The following is a 17,470-nucleotide window of genomic DNA, read 5'->3' as shown; positions in this document are numbered from 1 at the left end:
CGGAAGTTCCGGTACCGGATCAGCCCTTGAGATCGAGGAAGAACTGATAGGCTTCCTTGGCGGTGTAGTTCTCGTGCACCACCTTGGCCACGGCCTGGATCATCGCCACCGGGGCCTCCGACTGGAAGATGTTCCGGCCCATGTCGACGCCCGCGGCGTCTTGGTCGATGGCCTTCCAGGCCATGTCCAGCGCTTCGAGTTCCGGCAGCTTCTTGCCGCCCGCGATGACGAGCGGCACCGGGCAGCCCGCCGCGACCTTCTCGAAGCCTTCTTCGACGAAATAGGTCTTCACGTAATGCGCGCCAAGTTCGGCCGCGATCCGCGTCGCCAGGCCGAAGTAGCGCGCATCGCGGGCCATGTCCTTGCCGACCCCGGTCACAGCGAGCGTCGGAATGCCGTAACGGGTGCCGGTGTCGATCAGCTTGAGCACGTTCGTGATCGATTTGTGCTCGTATTCCGAGCCGATATAGACCTGCGCCGCCATCGCGCAGACGCCAAGACGGATCGCATCCTCGATCTCGACCGCGACGGTTTCATTCGACAGCTCGGTCAGGATCGAGTTGCCGCCCGAGCAGCGCAGTGCCACCGGCTTGGTGTTCGACGGCGGCACGGTCGAGCGCAGCGCGCCCCGGGTGCACATCAGCACATCGGCATGATCGGCAAGCGGCAGGATGTTCAGATCCATCCGCTCCAGCCCCGTAGCCGGGCCCTGGAAATAACCATGATCGAAGGCCAGCATCACGGTGCGCCCGGTCTTCGGGTTGAAGATGCGCGACAGGCGGTTTTTCATCCCCCAGTCGTAATGGGCCGCGCCCTTGAGGAAGAAGCCCTGCAGATCGGCCGGTCGGTCGAGCCCGAAATCCTTGCCTTCCTTGATGTCGTCGAGATCGGCCATCGTCGTTCCTTTCATTTCAGGCCGGAGCCGGACCCCGGCCCCGGAAGGGGCAGACCGGGGCCGCGCCCCCATCTGCGATCGGCGGCAAGATATCGTTACAGGGCCAGACTTCCCAGCGAAGCCGCTGTCGCAGGCCTGACAAATTGCCGCATGCACAAGAGTTTGGATCGGATTTTCGGTCAGACGTTTACGGTATGTTTCCGCCTCAGCCGCAAGATGGGTCCGACTCCGAAGGGGAATTGGAATCGATGACACATCCACTGAAATCCGTCTCCGGCAAATTGGGCCTGGTGGCGGGCCTTGCCATTTCGCTGATCGTTCTGGGCTATACGGCGTACAGCGGCTGGAAGACCTCGACCCGGGTCGAGGCGCAGGTGATGGCAGAAGCGACCAGCCAGGCAAAATTCGCCGCGGGGGAAGTGGCCCGGCAGATGACCGAAGCGGTCGCGACGGCCGAAAGCCTCAATGGCATGGTCACCGGCTACATGAAATCCGGCAAGGCCGACACGGCCACGATCATCGCGATGCTCGAAAACGTGCCGATGCGCTATGACAACCTGTTTTCGTCGTGGATGTCAGCGATCCCGGGCGGGTCGACCGACAGCTTCCTGACCGGAACCGAGGGGCGTAATGCCGCGGGCGAGTTTTCGCCCTACTGGACCAAGGACGGCAAGGGCGGTCTGACCTTCCAGACCTTCCCGATCGACCCGAAGGAAATGTGGTTCAACGTGCCCACGAAGACCGGCAAGAGCCTGACGACGGAACCCTATCTGACCAAGCAGGGCTATGTGGTGACCTCGATCTCGGTGCCGATGCAGATCGATGGCAAGACCGTGGGGCTGATCGGCGTCGACATCACCCTGGCCGAGATGTCAAAGATGATGACCGCGATGGAACCGTTCGAAGGCGGGCGGATGATGCTGGTCGATGCGGCGGGCAAATGGATCGCCAACCCGGATCCCGCGCTCTTTACCAAGCCCTACGAGGGGATCGGCGCCGATCTGGTGAAATCGGCGCTGGCCGATGGCAAACCCCGGGTGATCGAGGGCTTTGCAGATGGCTCCCGGCGGCTGGTATATCCTTTCACCGCCAAGGGGATGAACGTCACCTGGGCGACCATTCTGGACGTGCCGGGCGCGGTTTTCACCACGCCTGTTCATCATGAGGTGCTTGCGACCACGCTCGGCGGCATCCTGATGCTGGTGATGACGCTCGGTTCGGTCTATGCCGCCTCGTCGTTCCTGGTGCGCCAGCCGCTGGCCCAGATGCTGGCCGCGGTGAACGGTCTTGCCGCAGGTCAGTTTGACACCCCGGTGCCGGGAACCGAGCGCCGCGACGAGATCGGTGAGATGGCGGCCTCGGTCGAAACCCTGCGACATTCTCTGGCTGACAAGAAAACTCTGGAAGCCGAGCAGGAGCGCCTGCGCAAGACCGCCGAGACCGAACGGCTGCACCGCGAGGCCGAAGCGGCACGGATGCGCGACGAGCGCGAAGCCGCCCGGCTCGCAGAGATCGAGCGGGAACGTCGCGAGGCGCTTGCCCAAGAAAACTCGCGTCAGGCCGAAGAAGCGCAGCGCAATGCCCACACGGCCGAGCAGGCACAGGTGGTGGAAAGCCTGGCCTCGGGGCTGCGCGATCTGGCGCGGGGCAACTTGTCGGTTGAAATCTCGACCGTCTTCCCCCCCGCTTATGAACAGCTGCGGCTCGACTTCAACGACACTGTCTCGCGTCTGTCCGATCTGATGGGCTCGATCGATGCGGCGACGCGCTCGATTTCCGGCGGCGTGGCCGAAATCACCGGGGCCACCACGGATCTGTCGCGGCAGGCCGAAACGGCAGCGGCAACGCTTGAAGAAACCGCTGCCGCGCTGAACGAGCTGACGGCCTCGGTGCAATCGGCGGCACAAAGCGCACGGCAGGTCGACAGTATCGTCCGCAGTGCGACGGAAAAGGCCCGGACCACGACTCAAGTCGTCGAGGAAACCGTGACCGCGATGGGCGAAATCCAGACCTCGTCGGAGCAGATCTCGCGGATCATCACCGTGATCGACGACATCGCCTTCCAGACCAACCTTCTGGCGCTGAACGCCGGGGTCGAGGCCGCCCGGGCAGGCGAGGCCGGGCGCGGCTTCGCCGTCGTCGCCTCGGAAGTGCGGGCGCTGGCGCAGCGCGCCTCGGAAGCGGCGCGGGAAATCGGCGCGCTGATCTCCAGCTCGGGCGAGCAGGTGACGGCGGGCGTGACCCTTGTCGGCCGCGCGGGCGAAGCCCTGCGGGTCATCGTCGAGGCGATCGAGACGATTTCGAGCCATGTCGGCGAGATTGCCTCCTCGGCCAATGAACAGGCCGCGGGCATCGGCGAGATCAACTCTGCGATGAACCAGCTCGACCGGACGCAGCAACACAATGCCGCCGCCTATGAGGAAACCGCCGCCGCCTGCATGACGCTGAGCGGTCAGACCCGGGGCCTTGAAGAGCTTGTCAGCCAGTTCCGCATCAGCGACGAGGCAACACAACGCAGCGCCGCCGCCTGAGGCCCTGCCCTGCGGCAGAGCGCGCCGCAAATCCGGACGCTCTGCCGCAGGGTGCATTGGGCCTCTGGCATCCGGGGCGCTGGCGTGGTTCAACAGACCATGTCCATTGCATCTGAAATCGGCCTCTACCGCGAGGCGCTCGTGTTTCTCGGCACGGCCGGGGTGATCATTCCGCTGATGACCCGGTTCCGCGTCAGCCCGGTGGTCGGCTTTCTGGTTGCCGGGCTGCTGCTGGGTCCGAATGCCATCGGCCGCTTTTCGGACCTGATCCCGCCGCTGGGCTGGATCACCATCAGTTCGCAGGAGGCGGTCGATCAGCTCGCCGAACTGGGCGTTGCCTTCCTTCTGTTCACCATCGGGCTCGAGCTGTCGCTCGACCGGCTCTGGACGATGCGCCGCTCGGTCTTTGGCCTCGGCATGGCGCAGGTGATGCTGACGACGGCCGCCATTGCCGGCACCGCCTTTGCCTTTGGCAACCCGATCGATGCGAGCCTCGTGATCGGCGCCTGCCTTGCGCTTTCCTCGACCGCCATCGTCGTGCAGCTTCTGGCCGAACAGCACCGGCTGGCCTCGGTCGCCGGGCGCAACATCTTTGGCGTGCTTCTGGCGCAGGATCTGGCCGTGGTGCCGATCCTGTTTCTGATCGTCGTCTTCGGCGAGGCCGCCCACGGCGGCACCGAAACGATCACGCTGCAGGCCGTGCTCTCGGGGCTTGGCATCGCCGTTCTGCAGGCCATCGCCGCAGTCAGCCTGATCGTCGGCATCGGCCGGGTGATCCTGCGCCGCCTGTTCCGCTCGGTCGCGCGCACCCACAACCGCGAATTGTTCATGGCGGCGATCCTCTTCGTCGTCGTCGGCACCTCGCTGATCACCCGGGCGGCGGGCCTCTCGATGGCGCTGGGCGCTTTCCTTGCCGGGCTGCTGCTGGCCGAAACCGAATTCCGCCGTCAGGTCGAGGTCGATATCGAGCCCTTCAAGGGCCTGCTGCTCGGGCTTTTCTTCATCTCGGTCGGCATGCGTATCGACCCGGCCGCAGTGGCGCAGCACCCGTTCATGCTGGCGATTTCGGTGATCGGCATGACCGGGCTGAAGGCCGCGGTGATCGGGCTTCTGGCGCGGCTGTTCGGCCTGGCCTGGCCCGTCGCGCTCGAGGCCAGCCTGCTGCTGGCGGGCGGGGGGGAATTCGCCTTCCTTGTCCTCAGCCTTGCCAGCTCCTCGGGTCTGACGACGCCCGAGGTCGAACAGTTCATGTTGCTCGTCGCCTCGGGCACGATGCTGGCGACGCCGATCCTCGCCCGGATGGGGCGCAGCCTTGGCCAGCGCAGCACCCGCGCCACCGCCCTGACCGACCTGCCCGCCGAAGCGGCCGAGAGTGCCAGCGGCCGGCCGGTGGTGATCGGCGCGGGGCGGGTCGGGCGGCTCGTCTGCGACGTGCTCTCGACCGAGGGGCATGTGCCCCTCGTCATCGACCGCGATGCGGAGCTGGTGGCGCGCGGCCGCAACGAGGGCCGCGACATCGTCTTTGGCGATGCGCAGCGCCCCGGCATCCTGCGCAAATGCGGCATCGAAACGGCGCCGATCGCGGTCGTCACCCTGCATGACGCCACAGCAACCGAGCAGGTCGTGACGATGCTGCACCGGCTGCGCCCGGATCTGCCGATCATCGCGCGGGCGCGCGACGCGGAACATGCGGTGCGGCTCTTTTCGATGGGCGCGACGCAGGTGATCCCCGAGGCGTTCGAGACCGGTCTCGACCTTGCGGGCGATGCGCTGCGCCGCCTTGGCGCGTCCCCGGATCGCACGTCCGCCCTGCTCGACTCGCGGCGCGAGGCGATGATGCGGCTCTTGCGCAGCGAGCCTGCCCCGCGCTGAGCCGGGCAGGAAACGGGCCATCCCGCGCCTGCGCGCAAACGCACCCTTCCCAGACGGGGGGCAAAGCCGCATCATCCGCGGGATGGATGAAACCCTTTCGCAGAACTGGCACGGCAGCGGTCATTCGACCAATCTGGTGGGGCGGCCCTCGGCCTTCATGGCGAGCCCCGCCTTTAACGACGCGCCGGTCGGTCTGCATATCTGGGGCGTGCGGGAGATGAACCCGGCGCTTTTCACCATGCTCGATCAGGCCGAGAGCCTGCCCGAGGCGGGCGAGGCCTTTCTGGCCTACATGGTCGCGATGTTCGGCATCGACCCGGAGCAACGCGAGGCGGCACCGGGCAGCCGCAAGCGGTTCCGCTCCTCTTTCCTGCGGCTCATTCAGGGCTGGACCTTCGACAGCAACGGCCCCGAGGGTGCGGTGCTGAAAGGCTGGGTGGAAAGCCGCTTCGGCATCCTGCCCAGCTTTCACAAGGAGATCATCCCCGACATCCATGGCCCGACCTGGCAGGCCTATGTCGAGGAACGGATGCAGAGCCGCTTTCACGACAATGCCATTCTCGTGCAGCTCGATCTGCTGTTTGAATTCTGCCAATGGGCGATTGGCCGCTTCGCCTTTCCGGGCCAAAGTCACATCACGCTTTTCCGCGGCATCAATGCCGTCGACCGGCATGGCATCCTTGACCAGCCCAGCAAGCGCGAGGCGGTGATCCGGCTCAACAACCTCGTGTCGTTTTCCTCGGACCGCGAGGTGGCCGATTGCTTTGGCGACCGCATCATCACGACGCGGGTGCCGCTGGCCAAGGTGCTGTTCTTTCCGGGTCTGCTGCCCTCGCATCTGTTACAGGGCGAACGCGAATTTCTGGTGCTTGGCGGTGCGTTTCGGGTCAGTATCGACGATGTTTAGGGAGATGCTGCGATGAGCACTGTTGCGGACCGGGCGATGGCGGCCTTTCTCGGCTTTGCGCTGGGGGATGCGCTGGGGGCGACGGTCGAATTCATGACCCCGCGCGAAATCGCCACCAAACATGGTGTGCATCGCGAGATCTGCGGCGGTGGCTGGCTGAAGCTGAAGCCGGGGGCGGTGACCGATGACACGCAGATGTCGCTGGCGCTCGCTCATTCGCTGATCCGCCGCAAGGGGTTTGACGCGCGCGATGTCTGTCTGGCCTTTGCAGCCTGGTTGAAATCGGGTCCGGCCGATGTCGGCAACACCTGTCGGCGCGGCATCCGGCGGTTTCTGGAACAGGGCACGGTCGAGGGCCCCTATGCCGAGGATGACGCGGGCAATGGCGCGGCGATGCGGGTGCTGCCGGTGGCGCTGGCCACCCTCGGTCGGCCCGAACGCGCCGCGGCCTGGACGGTGGCGCAGGCCCATGCGACGCACAACCACCCGCTGTCGGATGCGGCCTGCATCACGCTGGTGCGGATGGTGCAGGGGCTGATCCTGGGCGAAGGCAGCGCCGTCATCGCCCGCGAGGCCGAGGCGCTGATCGCCGCGCATCGCGATTTCCGCTTCATCCCCTATCGCGGCCGGTCCTCGGCCTTCGTGGTCGAGACGATGCAGACGGTGCTGCATTACACCCTCTCCGCCGACAGTTTCGAAGAAGCGCTGGTCAGCACCGTCAATCAGGGCGGCGATGCCGATACGACGGGCGCCTTGGCCGGGATGCTGGCCGGGGCAAGCTGGGGCACGGCGGCAATCCCGAAGCGCTGGCTTGAGGCGCTTGATCCGGCGGTCACGGAAAAGATCCGCGATCAGGTGCCAAAGCTGCTGGCGCTTTCGGGCATCTGAGTGAGCTGCCGCGCCAGATCGGCCTTGCGGGCAAGCAGCGTCTCGGCCAGCGCCGCGCGGCCGCCATGCCGGGCGACGACCGCGCGGATCGCCGTCTCGGGCAGGCTGATCACCACCATCAGCGCCGCGCGCAGGGCGTCAGGCGGCATCGGCCCGAAGAGCGCGACCGCAAAGGGGTTGTCCGGGTCTGTGCGCAGCCGGTCCACCTCGGGCACGGTGGGGCCGAAGGCGCGGCCCTTCGGGTCGCCCTGCGCGCGAAATTCGAGCGCGCCACCGACATCGAGCGTCGTCACCACGCCCCCGACGACGCCCTGATTGTCGCCCTGAAACCCGGCGGCATCCCAATTGGCGAGCCAGGCATGCACGCCGAACCAGTGCCGGGCCTCGGCGCGCTCGGCCTCAGTCAGTTGCGCGAGGCGGTTTTTTTCGAGATCGACGAAGACCGTCGCCACCTGATCGGGCGCGGCGCAAGGCAGGTAAGACAGCACCGGCGCCCCGGCCAGACGGTAAAGCGCCGCCGCCAGATATTCGTTCCGCGCCAGCGCCGGGCTTTCCAGTTCCTTGACGTAGATGCGCGCCCCCGCCGCATCGGCCCAGATCCCGCCGGGGTTCGAACCCAGCCGCCCGCCGACACGGGTGAGCTGCGCCAGATCGACGCGCGCAGGCTCGACCAGCGGAACCGTCGCGCGGACAAGGGCGAGTTGCGACGGCGTCTCGATCGCGCCGGGGCGGGCCGAGCGCACGGCTTTCACCGCCGTCTTCGGATCGGCACCGAGTTCCACCATCAGCCGCGCCGCGATCATGCCCGCCCGGCCAAGGCCCCCCTTGCAATGCACGATGACATCCGCGCCCGCGCGCAGGGCGGCACGGATCACCCGCCCCTCGGCCTGCCAGCGGGTCTCGAAAGCCGGGGTCGGCACCGAATAATCGGCAATCGGCAGATGGTGCCACTCCATCCCATGTGCGCGGACTTGCGTTCCAAGGTCTGGCACCTTGAGCATGCCCAACTCCTGCGGCTCGACCAGCGTCACGACATGCGAGGCGCCCCAAGAGACGATGGCCTCCAGATCCAGCCCCAGATCGCGCGCCCAGGACCCCGACATCGCGGCGCGGTCATGCTTGCCGGGGCAGAAGGTGATGCCGATCCGGCCCAGACCCGGCCCGGCCTGAACTTCGGCGATCTGCAACGGATGGGTAAGGCTGGTGCGGGCGGTGACCATGATCCCTCGCGATTGGACTGGGGATCAGGATAGGAGCGGCCGAGACGCCGCCCAAGGCCCGGAAAGTCGCAGGGCCGGGAAATCCCGGCCCTGCGCGAAACTTACATGCCAAGCAGATGCGGCAGGAAGAGGCTGATCGTCGGGACGTAGGTCACCAGCACGAGGAAGGCGAGCATGGTCAGCAGCCAGGGCCAGACCGCCACCGTCAGCTCGGTGATCCCCATCTTGGTGATGCCCGAGGCGACGTAAAGGTTCAGCCCCACCGGCGGGTGGCACATGCCGACTTCCATGTTGACGACGATCATGATGCCGAAATGCACCGGGTCGATGCCGAGCCGCACCGCGACCGGAAACAGGATCGGCGCCATGATCAGCACGATCGACGAGGGCTCCATGAAGTTGCCCGCGGCGAGCAGCAGCACGTTGACGATGATCAGGAACATCCACCACGAGAGGCCCGCGTTCACCATCCATTCGCCCAAAGCCTGCGGGATGCCTTCGTGTGCCATCAGGAAGCTGAACAGCACCGCGTTGGTGATGATGTAAAGCAGCATCGCCGACATGTTGGCAGACGAGAGCAGCACCCGCGGCACGTCGCGCAGGGTCAGGTCCTTATAGACGAAGACCGAGATCACGAAGGCATAGACGGCGCTCATCGCGGCGGCTTCGGTGGGGGTGAAGATGCCCGCATAGATCCCGCCGATGACGACGATGATCAGTATCAGCCCCCAGGCGGCCTCGCGAAAGGCCGTCCAACGCTCGCGCAGCGTCGCCTTGGCCAGCCGCGGATAGTTGAACTTGCGCGCCCGGTTCCAGGTGGTGAAGGCGAGGAACCCGGCCAGCATCAGACCCGGCACGACCCCCGCCATGAAAAGCTCGCCCACCGAGGCCGAGGAAACCGGCTGGCCATCCGGCCCGGTCACCACCATCCCCGAGGTGGCGACGGCATACATCACCATCACGATCGAGGGCGGGATAAGAATGCCCAGCGCGCCCGAGGTGGTGATCACCCCCGCGCCGAATTGCTTCGGAAAGCCTTGATTGACCATCGCGGGCAGGATCACCGAGCCGATGGCAACGACGGTGGCGGGCGACGAGCCCGAGACGGCGGCGAACAGCGCGCAGGCGATGACACCCGCCAGCCCCAACCCGCCGTGCCAGTGACCGACCATCGCGGTGGCGAAGTTGATCATCCGCTTCGCCACCCCGCCATGGGTCAGGAAGTTGCCCGCCAGAATGAAGAACGGGATCGCCATGATCTCGAACTTCTCGATGCCGGTGAAAAGCTTCAACGCCACCGTGTCGATCGGCACCTCGGTCATGGTGAAGAGGAAAGTCAGCACCGTCAGACCAAGCGAGATCGAAATCGGCATGCCGGTCAGCATGAGGGCCACAAGCAGCCCGAAGATGATGAGGGCGCTCATGTCATTCGTCCTTCGGTTTTTCGACAAGGTCGCGCGGCGTCAGCGGCGAGTGCAGGAAGACATCGCCCAGCGTGTCGATGCCTTCGTCCTCGGTATCGACGCCATCGACATGGCCATGGTCGTGATGCGGCAACTCGCCGGTGCGGGCGAAGGAAAAGGCCACCTGCAGGAAGCGGAAGCACATCAGCGACGAGCCCATCGGGATCGCCAGATAGACGAGCCACATCGGCAGTTCGAGATCGGGCGAGGTCGAGGAGGCCCGATACATATGATGCACGAAATTCGCGCCGAGCGTCGCGATGATGCCGGTGAAGAGCGCCCCGGCGCCAAGGCCGAGCAGGATGAAGAACCGGCGTTGCGGCGCGGCAAGGCGGTTGATCAGCACGTCGATGCCGACATGGATGCCGGTGCGCACCCCGTAGGCCGCGCCGAATTTCGCCATCCAGACGAAAAGGATGATGCACAGCTCCTGCGCCCAGACGAGGTTGATCCCGCGCAGCGTCATGTAGACGCTTTTCGCGGTCGCGGCGGCCCCGGCCATGCCGTGGCTGCGAAAGAAGCTGACGCCATCGGCCACGAAGCCAAGGGTGAAACGATGGGTGACCGAGACGAAGATCAGCACCGTCGCCGTCGCGATGAGCGCGGCAATCAGCACCTCTTCGGCCCGGTCGAGGATGCGCAGCATGGCGGCCCCCGTCTGGCAGGAAAAAGGAAAAGGGCGGCCCCGACAGGAGCCGCCCGAGGGTCTTACTCGGCGGTGGCGGCTTTCACCGCAGCGATGGTCTCGGCGCCGATCCGGTCTGCCATCTCGTCGGCCACCGGGGCCAGAGCTTCTTCCCAGGCCGCGCGCTCTTCGGCGGTCAGCTCGTGGAATTCGGTCGTGCCCGCGGCCTTCATCGCGGCCAGAGACTTTTCGTTTTCCTCGCGCGCGATGCCGTTCGCGTAATCGGTCGATTCCGCCATCGCCTTTTCAAGCCCCGTGCGCACATCGGCCAGCAGCCCGTCCCAGAACTGCTTGTTCACGATCACCGCATAGCCAAGGTAGCCGTGGTTCGAGACGGTGGCGTATTTCTGCACCTCGTTCATCTTCTGCGTGAACATGTTCGAGGGCGGGTTTTCCGTGCCGTCGACAACGCCGGTCTGCAGCGCCTGATAGACTTCGCTGAAAGCCATCACCTGCGGCACGGCGCCGAGCGCGTTCATCTCGGCCTCGAGCACTTTCGAGGACTGGATGCGCATCTTCAGCCCCAGAAAATCATCGGGCGTGTTCAGCGGGCTGTTCGCCGACATGATCTTGAAGCCGTTGTCCCAGAAGGCCAAACCGGTGATGCCCTTGGCTTCGAGCTTCGACAGCAGCATCTTGCCCGCCTCGCCCTGCGTCACCTTGTGCAGCGCCTCGTAGTCCTTGAAGATGTAGGGCAGATCGAAGACCTCGAAATCCTGCACGCCAAGGGGCCCGAATTTCGCGAGCGACGGCGCCAGCATCTGCACGGCGCCCAGTTGCAGCGCTTCAAGCTCTTCCTTGTCCTTGTAGAGCTGGCTGTTCGGGTAAACCTCCACGTCCACCGCGCCATTGGTGTATTTCTCGGCCAGTTCCTCGAACTTCGCGGCGCCCTTGCCCTTGGGGGTGTCGGGGGCGACGACATGGCTGAACTTGATCACGATCGGTTCGGCGAACGCCGGGACCGACAGCGCAAGGCTGAGGGCGGTGGCGCCGACAAGGGCGCCAAGAATACGACGGGTCAACATGTGATTCTCCTCCGGTTCCCGCTCTCCACGGCGGGCCGCGGCCTTTCTGCGCAAGAATCTTGCGCAACGCTATTGCGGCTTTCCGCAATCGAAAGACATGTTATGACCAAACCAAAGGGAGGGATGTGCCATTTCAAAGCCTTCGCACAGCAGTTCCGCCCCTGCGGGCGCCGAGGTCTGGACCGTTCCGGGCCTGCTGGGCGCACGCAAGCCGGATGTGCTGGCGCTGATTCCGCTTGTCGCCATCGTCGCGCTGGTGGCGCTGGTGGGGGCGCTGCTTTACGTCGTGGCGCAATCCGATGCCGCGCGCGCCCGGGCGAAGCTTGCGACCGATGCGCTTTGGGTCGAACAAACCCTGCGCTTTCAGATGTCGGTGGACGAGGATCTTCTGGTGCGGCTCGCTCTGGATGCGAGCGCCGGGACGCCGCAGGAGGCGCTGTCCGCCCGCGCCCGGCTGCATCTGGCGGCGAACCCGGAAACGCTGGGCCTGCGCTGGTATGATGCGACGGGCCAGCTTGTCGCCGCCGTACCCGAGGGGCCGGGATTGGCCGAGGAAGCCCTGGCGAAACAGGTGCTTGCCTCGGGCGCCCTGCCCGCCCGGCCGGTCTATGGGCCAGTGCGCAAGGGGCTGGTGACGCTGGCCGAGCGGGTCTCGTCTTCGGGCGGCGTGGTGGTCGCCACGATCTCGCTGCCGATGATGCTGGAACGCCATCTGCCGTGGTGGATCGCCGAGCAATACGGGGTGCGGATCTCCGACACTTCGGGCGTTCTGGCCGAGCGCGCCCGTCGCGCGGTGGCGGAAGCCGCGCCGCGGCACGGGATCAGCTTCGATCCGCCGCTCGCCGGAACGACGCTCGAAATCATGGCCTATGATGCCCCAGATACCTTTGGCAGCACGGCGCTGCTGGCGGCGATCGGGGCGCTGTCGGTCTTTGCGGTGCTGGCGCTTGCCGTGCTGCATCGCAACGCCGTCCGCCGCCGCAGCGCCGAAGAGCGGCTGCGCGCCGAGATGGCCTTTCGCCGCGCGATGGAGGAAAGCCTGACCGTGGGGATGCGGGCCAAGGATCTGTCGGGCCGCATCCTTTACGTGAACGGCGCCTTCTGCAAGCTGGTGGGCCTGAGCGCCGAGGAGCTGGTCGGCCGCGCCCAGCCGATGCCCTATTGGGCGCCCGACATTCTGGAAGAAACCCTCGCCCGGCAGCGCCAGCTGATCGAGGGCCAGCCGGTGCCGCAGGCCTTCGAGACGCGGTTCCGCCGCTCGGATGGCTCGGAAATCGAGGTGCAGGTCTACGAGGCGCCGCTGATCGACGCGGGCGGCAAGCATCGCGGCTGGATGGGCTCGGTGATCGACATCACGCAGGCGAAACAGGCCGCGCGTCTGGCCCGGGCGCAGGATGAAAGCCTCGCCCGCACCGGGCGGCTGGTGACCTTGGGCGAGATGGCCTCGACGCTGGCGCATGAACTCAATCAGCCGCTGGCCGCCATTGCCTCCTATGCCGCCGGGGGGCTGAACCTGTTCGATCAGCCCGAGCCGAACCTGGGCATGCTGCGGCAAGCCTTTGAAAAGATGGGGGCGCAGGCGCGGCGCGCGGGGCTGATCATCCGCCGGGTGCAGGATTTCGTGAAGAAGCGCACGCCGCAACTCGCGGCCCTTGATCTCTCCGAAGTGCTGGCCGAGGCGCTTTCGATCACCGCCCCCGCCGCGCGCGAGCATCGGGTGAAGCTCGCCTCGCTGATCGAGGGGCGTATCCCCGAGGTGCAGGCCGACCGGATCCTGATCGAACAGGTTCTGGTCAATCTGATCCGCAACGGCGTCGAAGCGATGGCCGAGGGCCCCCGCACCGGCTACGACCTCACCGTACGCGTCGCCCGCGCCGGGGCCAGCGTCACGATCGAGGTGATGGACCGCGGCCCGGGCATTTCCGATGCCGTGGCCGCGAGCCTTTTCGACCCCTTCACCTCGACCAAATCCGAAGGCATGGGGATGGGGCTGAACATCTGCCGCTCGATCATCGAGCTGCATCACGGCAGCCTGTCGCACGGCCCCCGCGCGGGCGGCGGCACCATCTTCACCGTCACCCTGCCCGTCCCGCAGGAGGGGGCCCCGGCATGAGTTTCACCGTCCATATCGTCGATGACGAGGAAAGCCTGCGCGACAGTCTGGGGTTTCTTTTCGCCTCGCGCTCGATCGCAACCCGGACCTGGGCCTCGGGCGAGGATCTGCTGGCCGAGTGGCCGCTCGCCGATTGCGGCTGTCTGATCTTGGATGTGCGGATGGAGGGGATGTCCGGGCCGCAGCTTCTGGATGCGCTTCAGGCGCGGCCCGAGGGGCTGGTGCCGCCGGTGATCTTTCTGACCGGCCATGCCGATGTGCCCTTGGCCGTGCAAGCGCTGAAATCGGGGGCCTTCGATTTCGTCGAAAAACCCTTCAACGACAACCACATCGTCGATATCGCCCTGTCTGCAATCGCCGCGCATGAGCGGCGTCTGGCCGAGGCCCAGGCGCGCGAGGCGGTGGCGGCCCGGCGGGCGAGCCTTTCCGCGCGCGAGGCCGAGGTGATGACGCTGATGCTGGAAGGGCTGATGAACAAACAGATCGCCGACCGGCTCGGCATCGCCATGCGCACGGTCGAGGTGCATCGCTCGCGCGTGCTGGCAAAGATGGGCGCGCGCAACATCGCGGATCTGGCCCGGATGACCTGACTTGATTTCGGGCAAGCGTGAACATAATGTGAACACATGGTTCAACGCACCCTGCCCGAGAAACTGTCGATTCTGGCCGACGCCGCGAAATATGACGCCTCCTGTGCGTCGTCGGGCGGCGAACGACGCGGCTCGCGCGATGGCAAGGGGATCGGCTCGACCACCGGCGCGGGCATCTGCCACGCTTGGGCGCCCGATGGCCGCTGCATCTCGCTGCTGAAAGTGCTGCTGACGAATTTCTGCATCTACGACTGCGCCTATTGCATCAACCGGGTGTCGAGCCGGGTCGAGCGGGCGCGGTTCAGCGTCGAAGAGGTCGTCAGCCTGACGCTCGAATTCTACCGCCGCAACTATATCGAGGGGCTGTTTCTGTCCTCGGGCATCATCCGCTCGCCCGATGACACGATGTCCGAAATGGTCCGCGTCGCCCGCACCCTGCGCGAGCGCGAGCATTTCCGCGGCTATATCCATCTGAAGACGATCCCCGATGCCGCGCCCGAACTGATCGCCGAGGCGGGGAAATGGGCCGACCGGCTCTCGATCAATGTGGAGCTGCCGACGGAAACCGCGCTGACGCAGCTCGCACCCGAGAAATCGGTGCAAACGATCCACGGCGCGATGGCCGAAGTGAAAGCGCGTGGCGAGGCCGCGAAGGATCGCACCGCGCGCGGCACAAGGGCGCCGCGCTTTGCCCCCGCCGGGCAATCGACGCAGATGATCGTCGGCGCAGATCCCGCGACCGATGGCGAGATCTTGCGGAAATCCTCGCATCTTTACAATCGCTTCGCGCTGCGGCGGGTCTATTACTCGGCCTTCTCGCCGATCCCCGATGCGTCGCGGATGCTGCCGCTGATCCAGCCGCCTCTGGTGCGCGAGCACAGGCTTTATCAGGCAGATTGGCTGATGCGGAACTACGGTTTCGAGGCCACCGAGATTGCCCCGCCCACCGGCATGCTCGATCTGCAGATCGATCCGAAACTGGCCTGGGCCTTGGCGCATCGGGCGCTCTTTCCGGTCGATGTGAACCGCGCGCCGCGCGAGATGCTGCTTCGCATCCCCGGCATCGGGCCCCGCAGTGTCGAGCGTATCCTGAAGGCGCGGCGTCACCGCACCCTGCGCTACGAAGACCTGCTCGCCATCGGCTGCGTCCTGAAACATGCCGAGCCCTTCATCACCCTGCCCGGCTGGTCGCCCCGCGCCCTGCCCGATGACGCGAACCTGCGCGCGCGCTTCGCCCCGGCACCGGAACAGCTGAGCCTGTTCTGATGCAGATCACCCTGCCCCGCATCGGCACCGTGGCCGCCTGGCGGCAGGAGGTGCGCAAGCTCGCCGCCGCGGGCATCGATCCGCAGGCGGTGATCTGGTCGGTGGGCGAAACGGCCCCCGATCTGTTCGCCGCCGCCCCCCCCGCCCCGGGGCCGTCGACCGCCCTGATGCTTTCGCGCGAGGCGCTCGACGGCATCGAGATGGCGCTGCTGCATTCCGACCCCGAGCGGTTTTCGCGCGCCCATGCGCTGGTGCTGCGGCTGTCAAAGCGAGAGGTCCGCTGGGGTGATCGCTCGGACCCATCCTTGCGGCGGCTTCTCGATCAGCAAAAGGCGGTCGGGCGGGAAATCCACAAGATGCATGGCTTCGTGCGCTTTCGCGAGGTGTCGCCGCCCGGCGCCAATCGGCGCGCCTTTGCCGCCTGGTTCGAGCCGGACCATCCTGTTCTCGAAGCCGCCGCGCCGTTTTTCGCGCGCCGGTTCGGCGACATGGACTGGCTGATTGCCACGCCCACCCTCACCGCACGCTGCGAAGCGGGCGAGATGCGGATCGAGGAAACCGAGGCCCGCCAGCCGCCGCCCAAGGACGCGGCCGAAGAGCTGTGGCGGGTCTATTTCGCCTCGATCTTCAACCCGGCGCGGCTGATGGTGAAAGCGATGAAATCGCATATGCCACAGAAATACTGGAAGAACCTGCCCGAGGCAGATCTGATCCCCGATCTGATCCGCTCGGCCGAGACGCGGGTTCGGGCGATGCACGACCCGAACGCGCCCGCGTCCGCCCCCCTGCCCGGCGGTCGGCTGCGCCGCAAACCGGCGCGGGAGGCCAAGGCCTAGCGGCCTCGGATCAACTCTGAGAACGGTTTCGTGCCATCATAGCGCTGCCCAAGCGGGGTGATCAGCGCGGCGGCATCGCGTTCGGCGGCCGGGGCTGCGGGGATCACGCCCAGATCTGTCAGGTAATCGGGCAGACGGCCAGACAGCACCAGACGCCGGTCGATCGGCAGATCGGGCTTGAGGTTGCGGGCAAGCTTCCACACCGCCGTCGTGCAGTTCGACGTCAGGGTGTTGTAAAACCGCGGCTCGGCCTCCAGCGCCTGCGCCAGCTCGATGTAGGAGAGGAACATCACCCGGATCTGCGCGGGCGTCAGATTTACCGGATAAAGCCGGACCTGTTCCTTGCGGTAGTTCGTGCGCAGCTTGACGATATCCTCTTCGGTCGCCGCGATCAGCACCTGTTCGAACTGCCGGAAGAAGCCGCCGATCTCATTGAATTCTTCGCCGTTTTCGCGGCGGATCTCGACCGAGAAGACGACATGCTGACCGCTGGAAAAGCCGAAGCTGACCAGAAGATGCGCGATGTCGGGGCGCGACCAGACCGAGGTGAACATGTCGAGGCTGTCGAGCTGGCGCAGGTCATAGTCCTGCGAGATCCAGCGCGGCGTGGCCTCGGTCTCGGAGGTCCAGGCGAAATCGCGGATGTTCGACAGCGTGACCCGGTCGCCCTCGACCCGGGCCGTCACGCCGCGCGAAACGTCGATCGCCCAATCGCGGTCCTGAAGCGGAACAATCGTGTGATACCAGCCGCCCACCGTCACTGCCGCCAGCGCTGCCAGCGTCATCGCAAGGCCTCGATGGTCGGCGAACCACAGGCCAAGCAGCGCCAGCGTGACCACCGTCAACAGCCCCAGCGCGATCAGACGCACCAGGCCCGAAAGCTGCAGCCAAACCGCCGTCGCCGTCCAGGCCGCGGCGGCAAGGATCAGCACGACGACGGCCACATGGCCAAGGATGTGAACCACACGGATCATCTTTCCCTCCCTCGGGGTCGGGCGGGGAGGCCCCCGCCCCATCACTTGCACAATCGTTTCTTACACGCTCTTGCCCGAAGCTTCGGCCAGCAGACGTTCGGTGCGGGCATCTTCCAGCTTGTTGCAGATCCGCTCGGCTTCTTCTTTGTCGCGCAGCGCCTTCGACAGCGCGGCGGTCGTGTAGACGAGCATCAGCGCCGACATC

Annotated in this window: 15 protein-coding genes; 8 read left to right on the top strand and 7 right to left on the bottom strand. The window is 66.1% G+C overall.

Annotated features, from left to right (window positions below):
* Positions 1-19: 19 nt before the first annotated feature.
* A complete protein-coding gene (gene lsrF, locus ACTTAI_RS04845; RefSeq protein WP_444454678.1) occupies positions 20-895 on the bottom strand; it encodes a 3-hydroxy-5-phosphonooxypentane-2,4-dione thiolase in 876 nt (291 codons plus the stop codon).
* 248 nt (positions 896-1,143) lie between these two features.
* Between lsrF and ACTTAI_RS04840 the strand changes: the two genes are divergently transcribed.
* The 4 genes from ACTTAI_RS04840 (at position 1,144) to draG (ending at position 7,093) form a co-directional block, all read left to right on the top strand.
* A complete protein-coding gene (locus ACTTAI_RS04840) occupies positions 1,144-3,426 on the top strand; it encodes a methyl-accepting chemotaxis protein (protein WP_444454677.1) in 2,283 nt (760 codons plus the stop codon).
* 99 nt (positions 3,427-3,525) lie between these two features.
* Positions 3,526-5,298 carry a cation:proton antiporter domain-containing protein gene (locus tag ACTTAI_RS04835; RefSeq protein WP_444454676.1) on the top strand — a complete coding sequence of 591 codons (1,773 nt, stop codon included), beginning with the start codon at positions 3,526-3,528 and terminating at the stop codon, positions 5,296-5,298.
* A gap of 82 nt (positions 5,299-5,380) precedes the next feature.
* Positions 5,381-6,205 (top strand): NAD(+)--dinitrogen-reductase ADP-D-ribosyltransferase, encoded by an 825-nt coding sequence (locus tag ACTTAI_RS04830; RefSeq protein ID WP_444454675.1) that lies wholly within the window; start codon positions 5,381-5,383, stop codon positions 6,203-6,205.
* A gap of 12 nt (positions 6,206-6,217) precedes the next feature.
* On the top strand, positions 6,218-7,093 hold the full coding sequence (gene draG, locus ACTTAI_RS04825) for an ADP-ribosyl-[dinitrogen reductase] hydrolase (RefSeq protein ID WP_444454674.1): 876 nt from the start codon (positions 6,218-6,220) through the stop codon (positions 7,091-7,093).
* Here draG and ACTTAI_RS04820 read toward each other — a convergent pair.
* From ACTTAI_RS04820 to ACTTAI_RS04805, 4 genes are all read right to left on the bottom strand, one after another.
* Positions 7,057-8,313 (bottom strand): phosphatase domain-containing protein, encoded by a 1,257-nt coding sequence (locus ACTTAI_RS04820; RefSeq protein ID WP_444454673.1) that lies wholly within the window; start codon positions 8,311-8,313, stop codon positions 7,057-7,059. The genes draG and ACTTAI_RS04820 overlap by 37 nt on opposite strands.
* Before the next feature lie 101 nt (positions 8,314-8,414).
* Positions 8,415-9,737 carry a TRAP transporter large permease gene (locus ACTTAI_RS04815; RefSeq protein WP_444454672.1) on the bottom strand — a complete coding sequence of 441 codons (1,323 nt, stop codon included), beginning with the start codon at positions 9,735-9,737 and terminating at the stop codon, positions 8,415-8,417.
* Between the two features lies 1 nt (position 9,738).
* The gene (locus ACTTAI_RS04810; protein ID WP_444454671.1) at positions 9,739-10,422 is read right to left on the bottom strand and encodes a TRAP transporter small permease; all 684 of its coding nucleotides are present in this window, start codon (positions 10,420-10,422) and stop codon (positions 9,739-9,741) included.
* Between the two features lie 62 nt (positions 10,423-10,484).
* Positions 10,485-11,486 (bottom strand): TRAP transporter substrate-binding protein, encoded by a 1,002-nt coding sequence (locus tag ACTTAI_RS04805; RefSeq protein WP_444454670.1) that lies wholly within the window; start codon positions 11,484-11,486, stop codon positions 10,485-10,487.
* A gap of 130 nt (positions 11,487-11,616) precedes the next feature.
* On the opposite strand from ACTTAI_RS04805, the gene ACTTAI_RS04800 reads away from it, so the two are divergent.
* From ACTTAI_RS04800 to ACTTAI_RS04785, 4 genes are read left to right on the top strand one after another with little or no spacing between them, the layout of a single operon-like run.
* Positions 11,617-13,599 carry a sensor histidine kinase gene (locus tag ACTTAI_RS04800; protein WP_444455696.1) on the top strand — a complete coding sequence of 661 codons (1,983 nt, stop codon included), beginning with the start codon at positions 11,617-11,619 and terminating at the stop codon, positions 13,597-13,599.
* Positions 13,596-14,189: a response regulator transcription factor gene (locus ACTTAI_RS04795; RefSeq protein WP_444454669.1), complete on the top strand. Its 594-nt coding sequence runs from the start codon at positions 13,596-13,598 to the stop codon at positions 14,187-14,189. Before ACTTAI_RS04800 ends, ACTTAI_RS04795 begins: the two co-directional genes overlap by 4 nt.
* 36 nt (positions 14,190-14,225) lie before the next feature.
* Positions 14,226-15,455 carry a putative DNA modification/repair radical SAM protein gene (locus ACTTAI_RS04790; RefSeq protein WP_444454668.1) on the top strand — a complete coding sequence of 410 codons (1,230 nt, stop codon included), beginning with the start codon at positions 14,226-14,228 and terminating at the stop codon, positions 15,453-15,455.
* Positions 15,455-16,291, top strand: coding sequence for a TIGR03915 family putative DNA repair protein (locus ACTTAI_RS04785; protein WP_444454667.1), 837 nt, complete (start codon positions 15,455-15,457; stop codon positions 16,289-16,291). Before ACTTAI_RS04790 ends, ACTTAI_RS04785 begins: the two co-directional genes overlap by 1 nt.
* Here ACTTAI_RS04785 and ACTTAI_RS04780 read toward each other — a convergent pair.
* Both ACTTAI_RS04780 and ACTTAI_RS04775 read right to left on the bottom strand, forming a co-directional pair.
* Positions 16,288-17,265, bottom strand: coding sequence for an Lnb N-terminal periplasmic domain-containing protein (locus ACTTAI_RS04780; protein ID WP_444454666.1), 978 nt, complete (start codon positions 17,263-17,265; stop codon positions 16,288-16,290). The genes ACTTAI_RS04785 and ACTTAI_RS04780 overlap by 4 nt on opposite strands.
* Positions 17,266-17,325: 60 nt before the next feature.
* Positions 17,326-17,469, bottom strand: coding sequence for a hypothetical protein (locus ACTTAI_RS04775; protein ID WP_444454665.1), 144 nt, complete (start codon positions 17,467-17,469; stop codon positions 17,326-17,328).
* Between the last annotated feature and the right edge of the window lies 1 nt (position 17,470).

The organism is Rhodobacter capsulatus (assembly GCF_052363175.1).
Taxonomy (GTDB): Bacteria; Pseudomonadota; Alphaproteobacteria; order Rhodobacterales; family Rhodobacteraceae; genus Rhodobacter; species Rhodobacter capsulatus_D.
The sequence above is the reverse complement of the archived record's forward strand: the minus strand, read 5'-3'. Positions and strand labels throughout refer to the sequence as shown.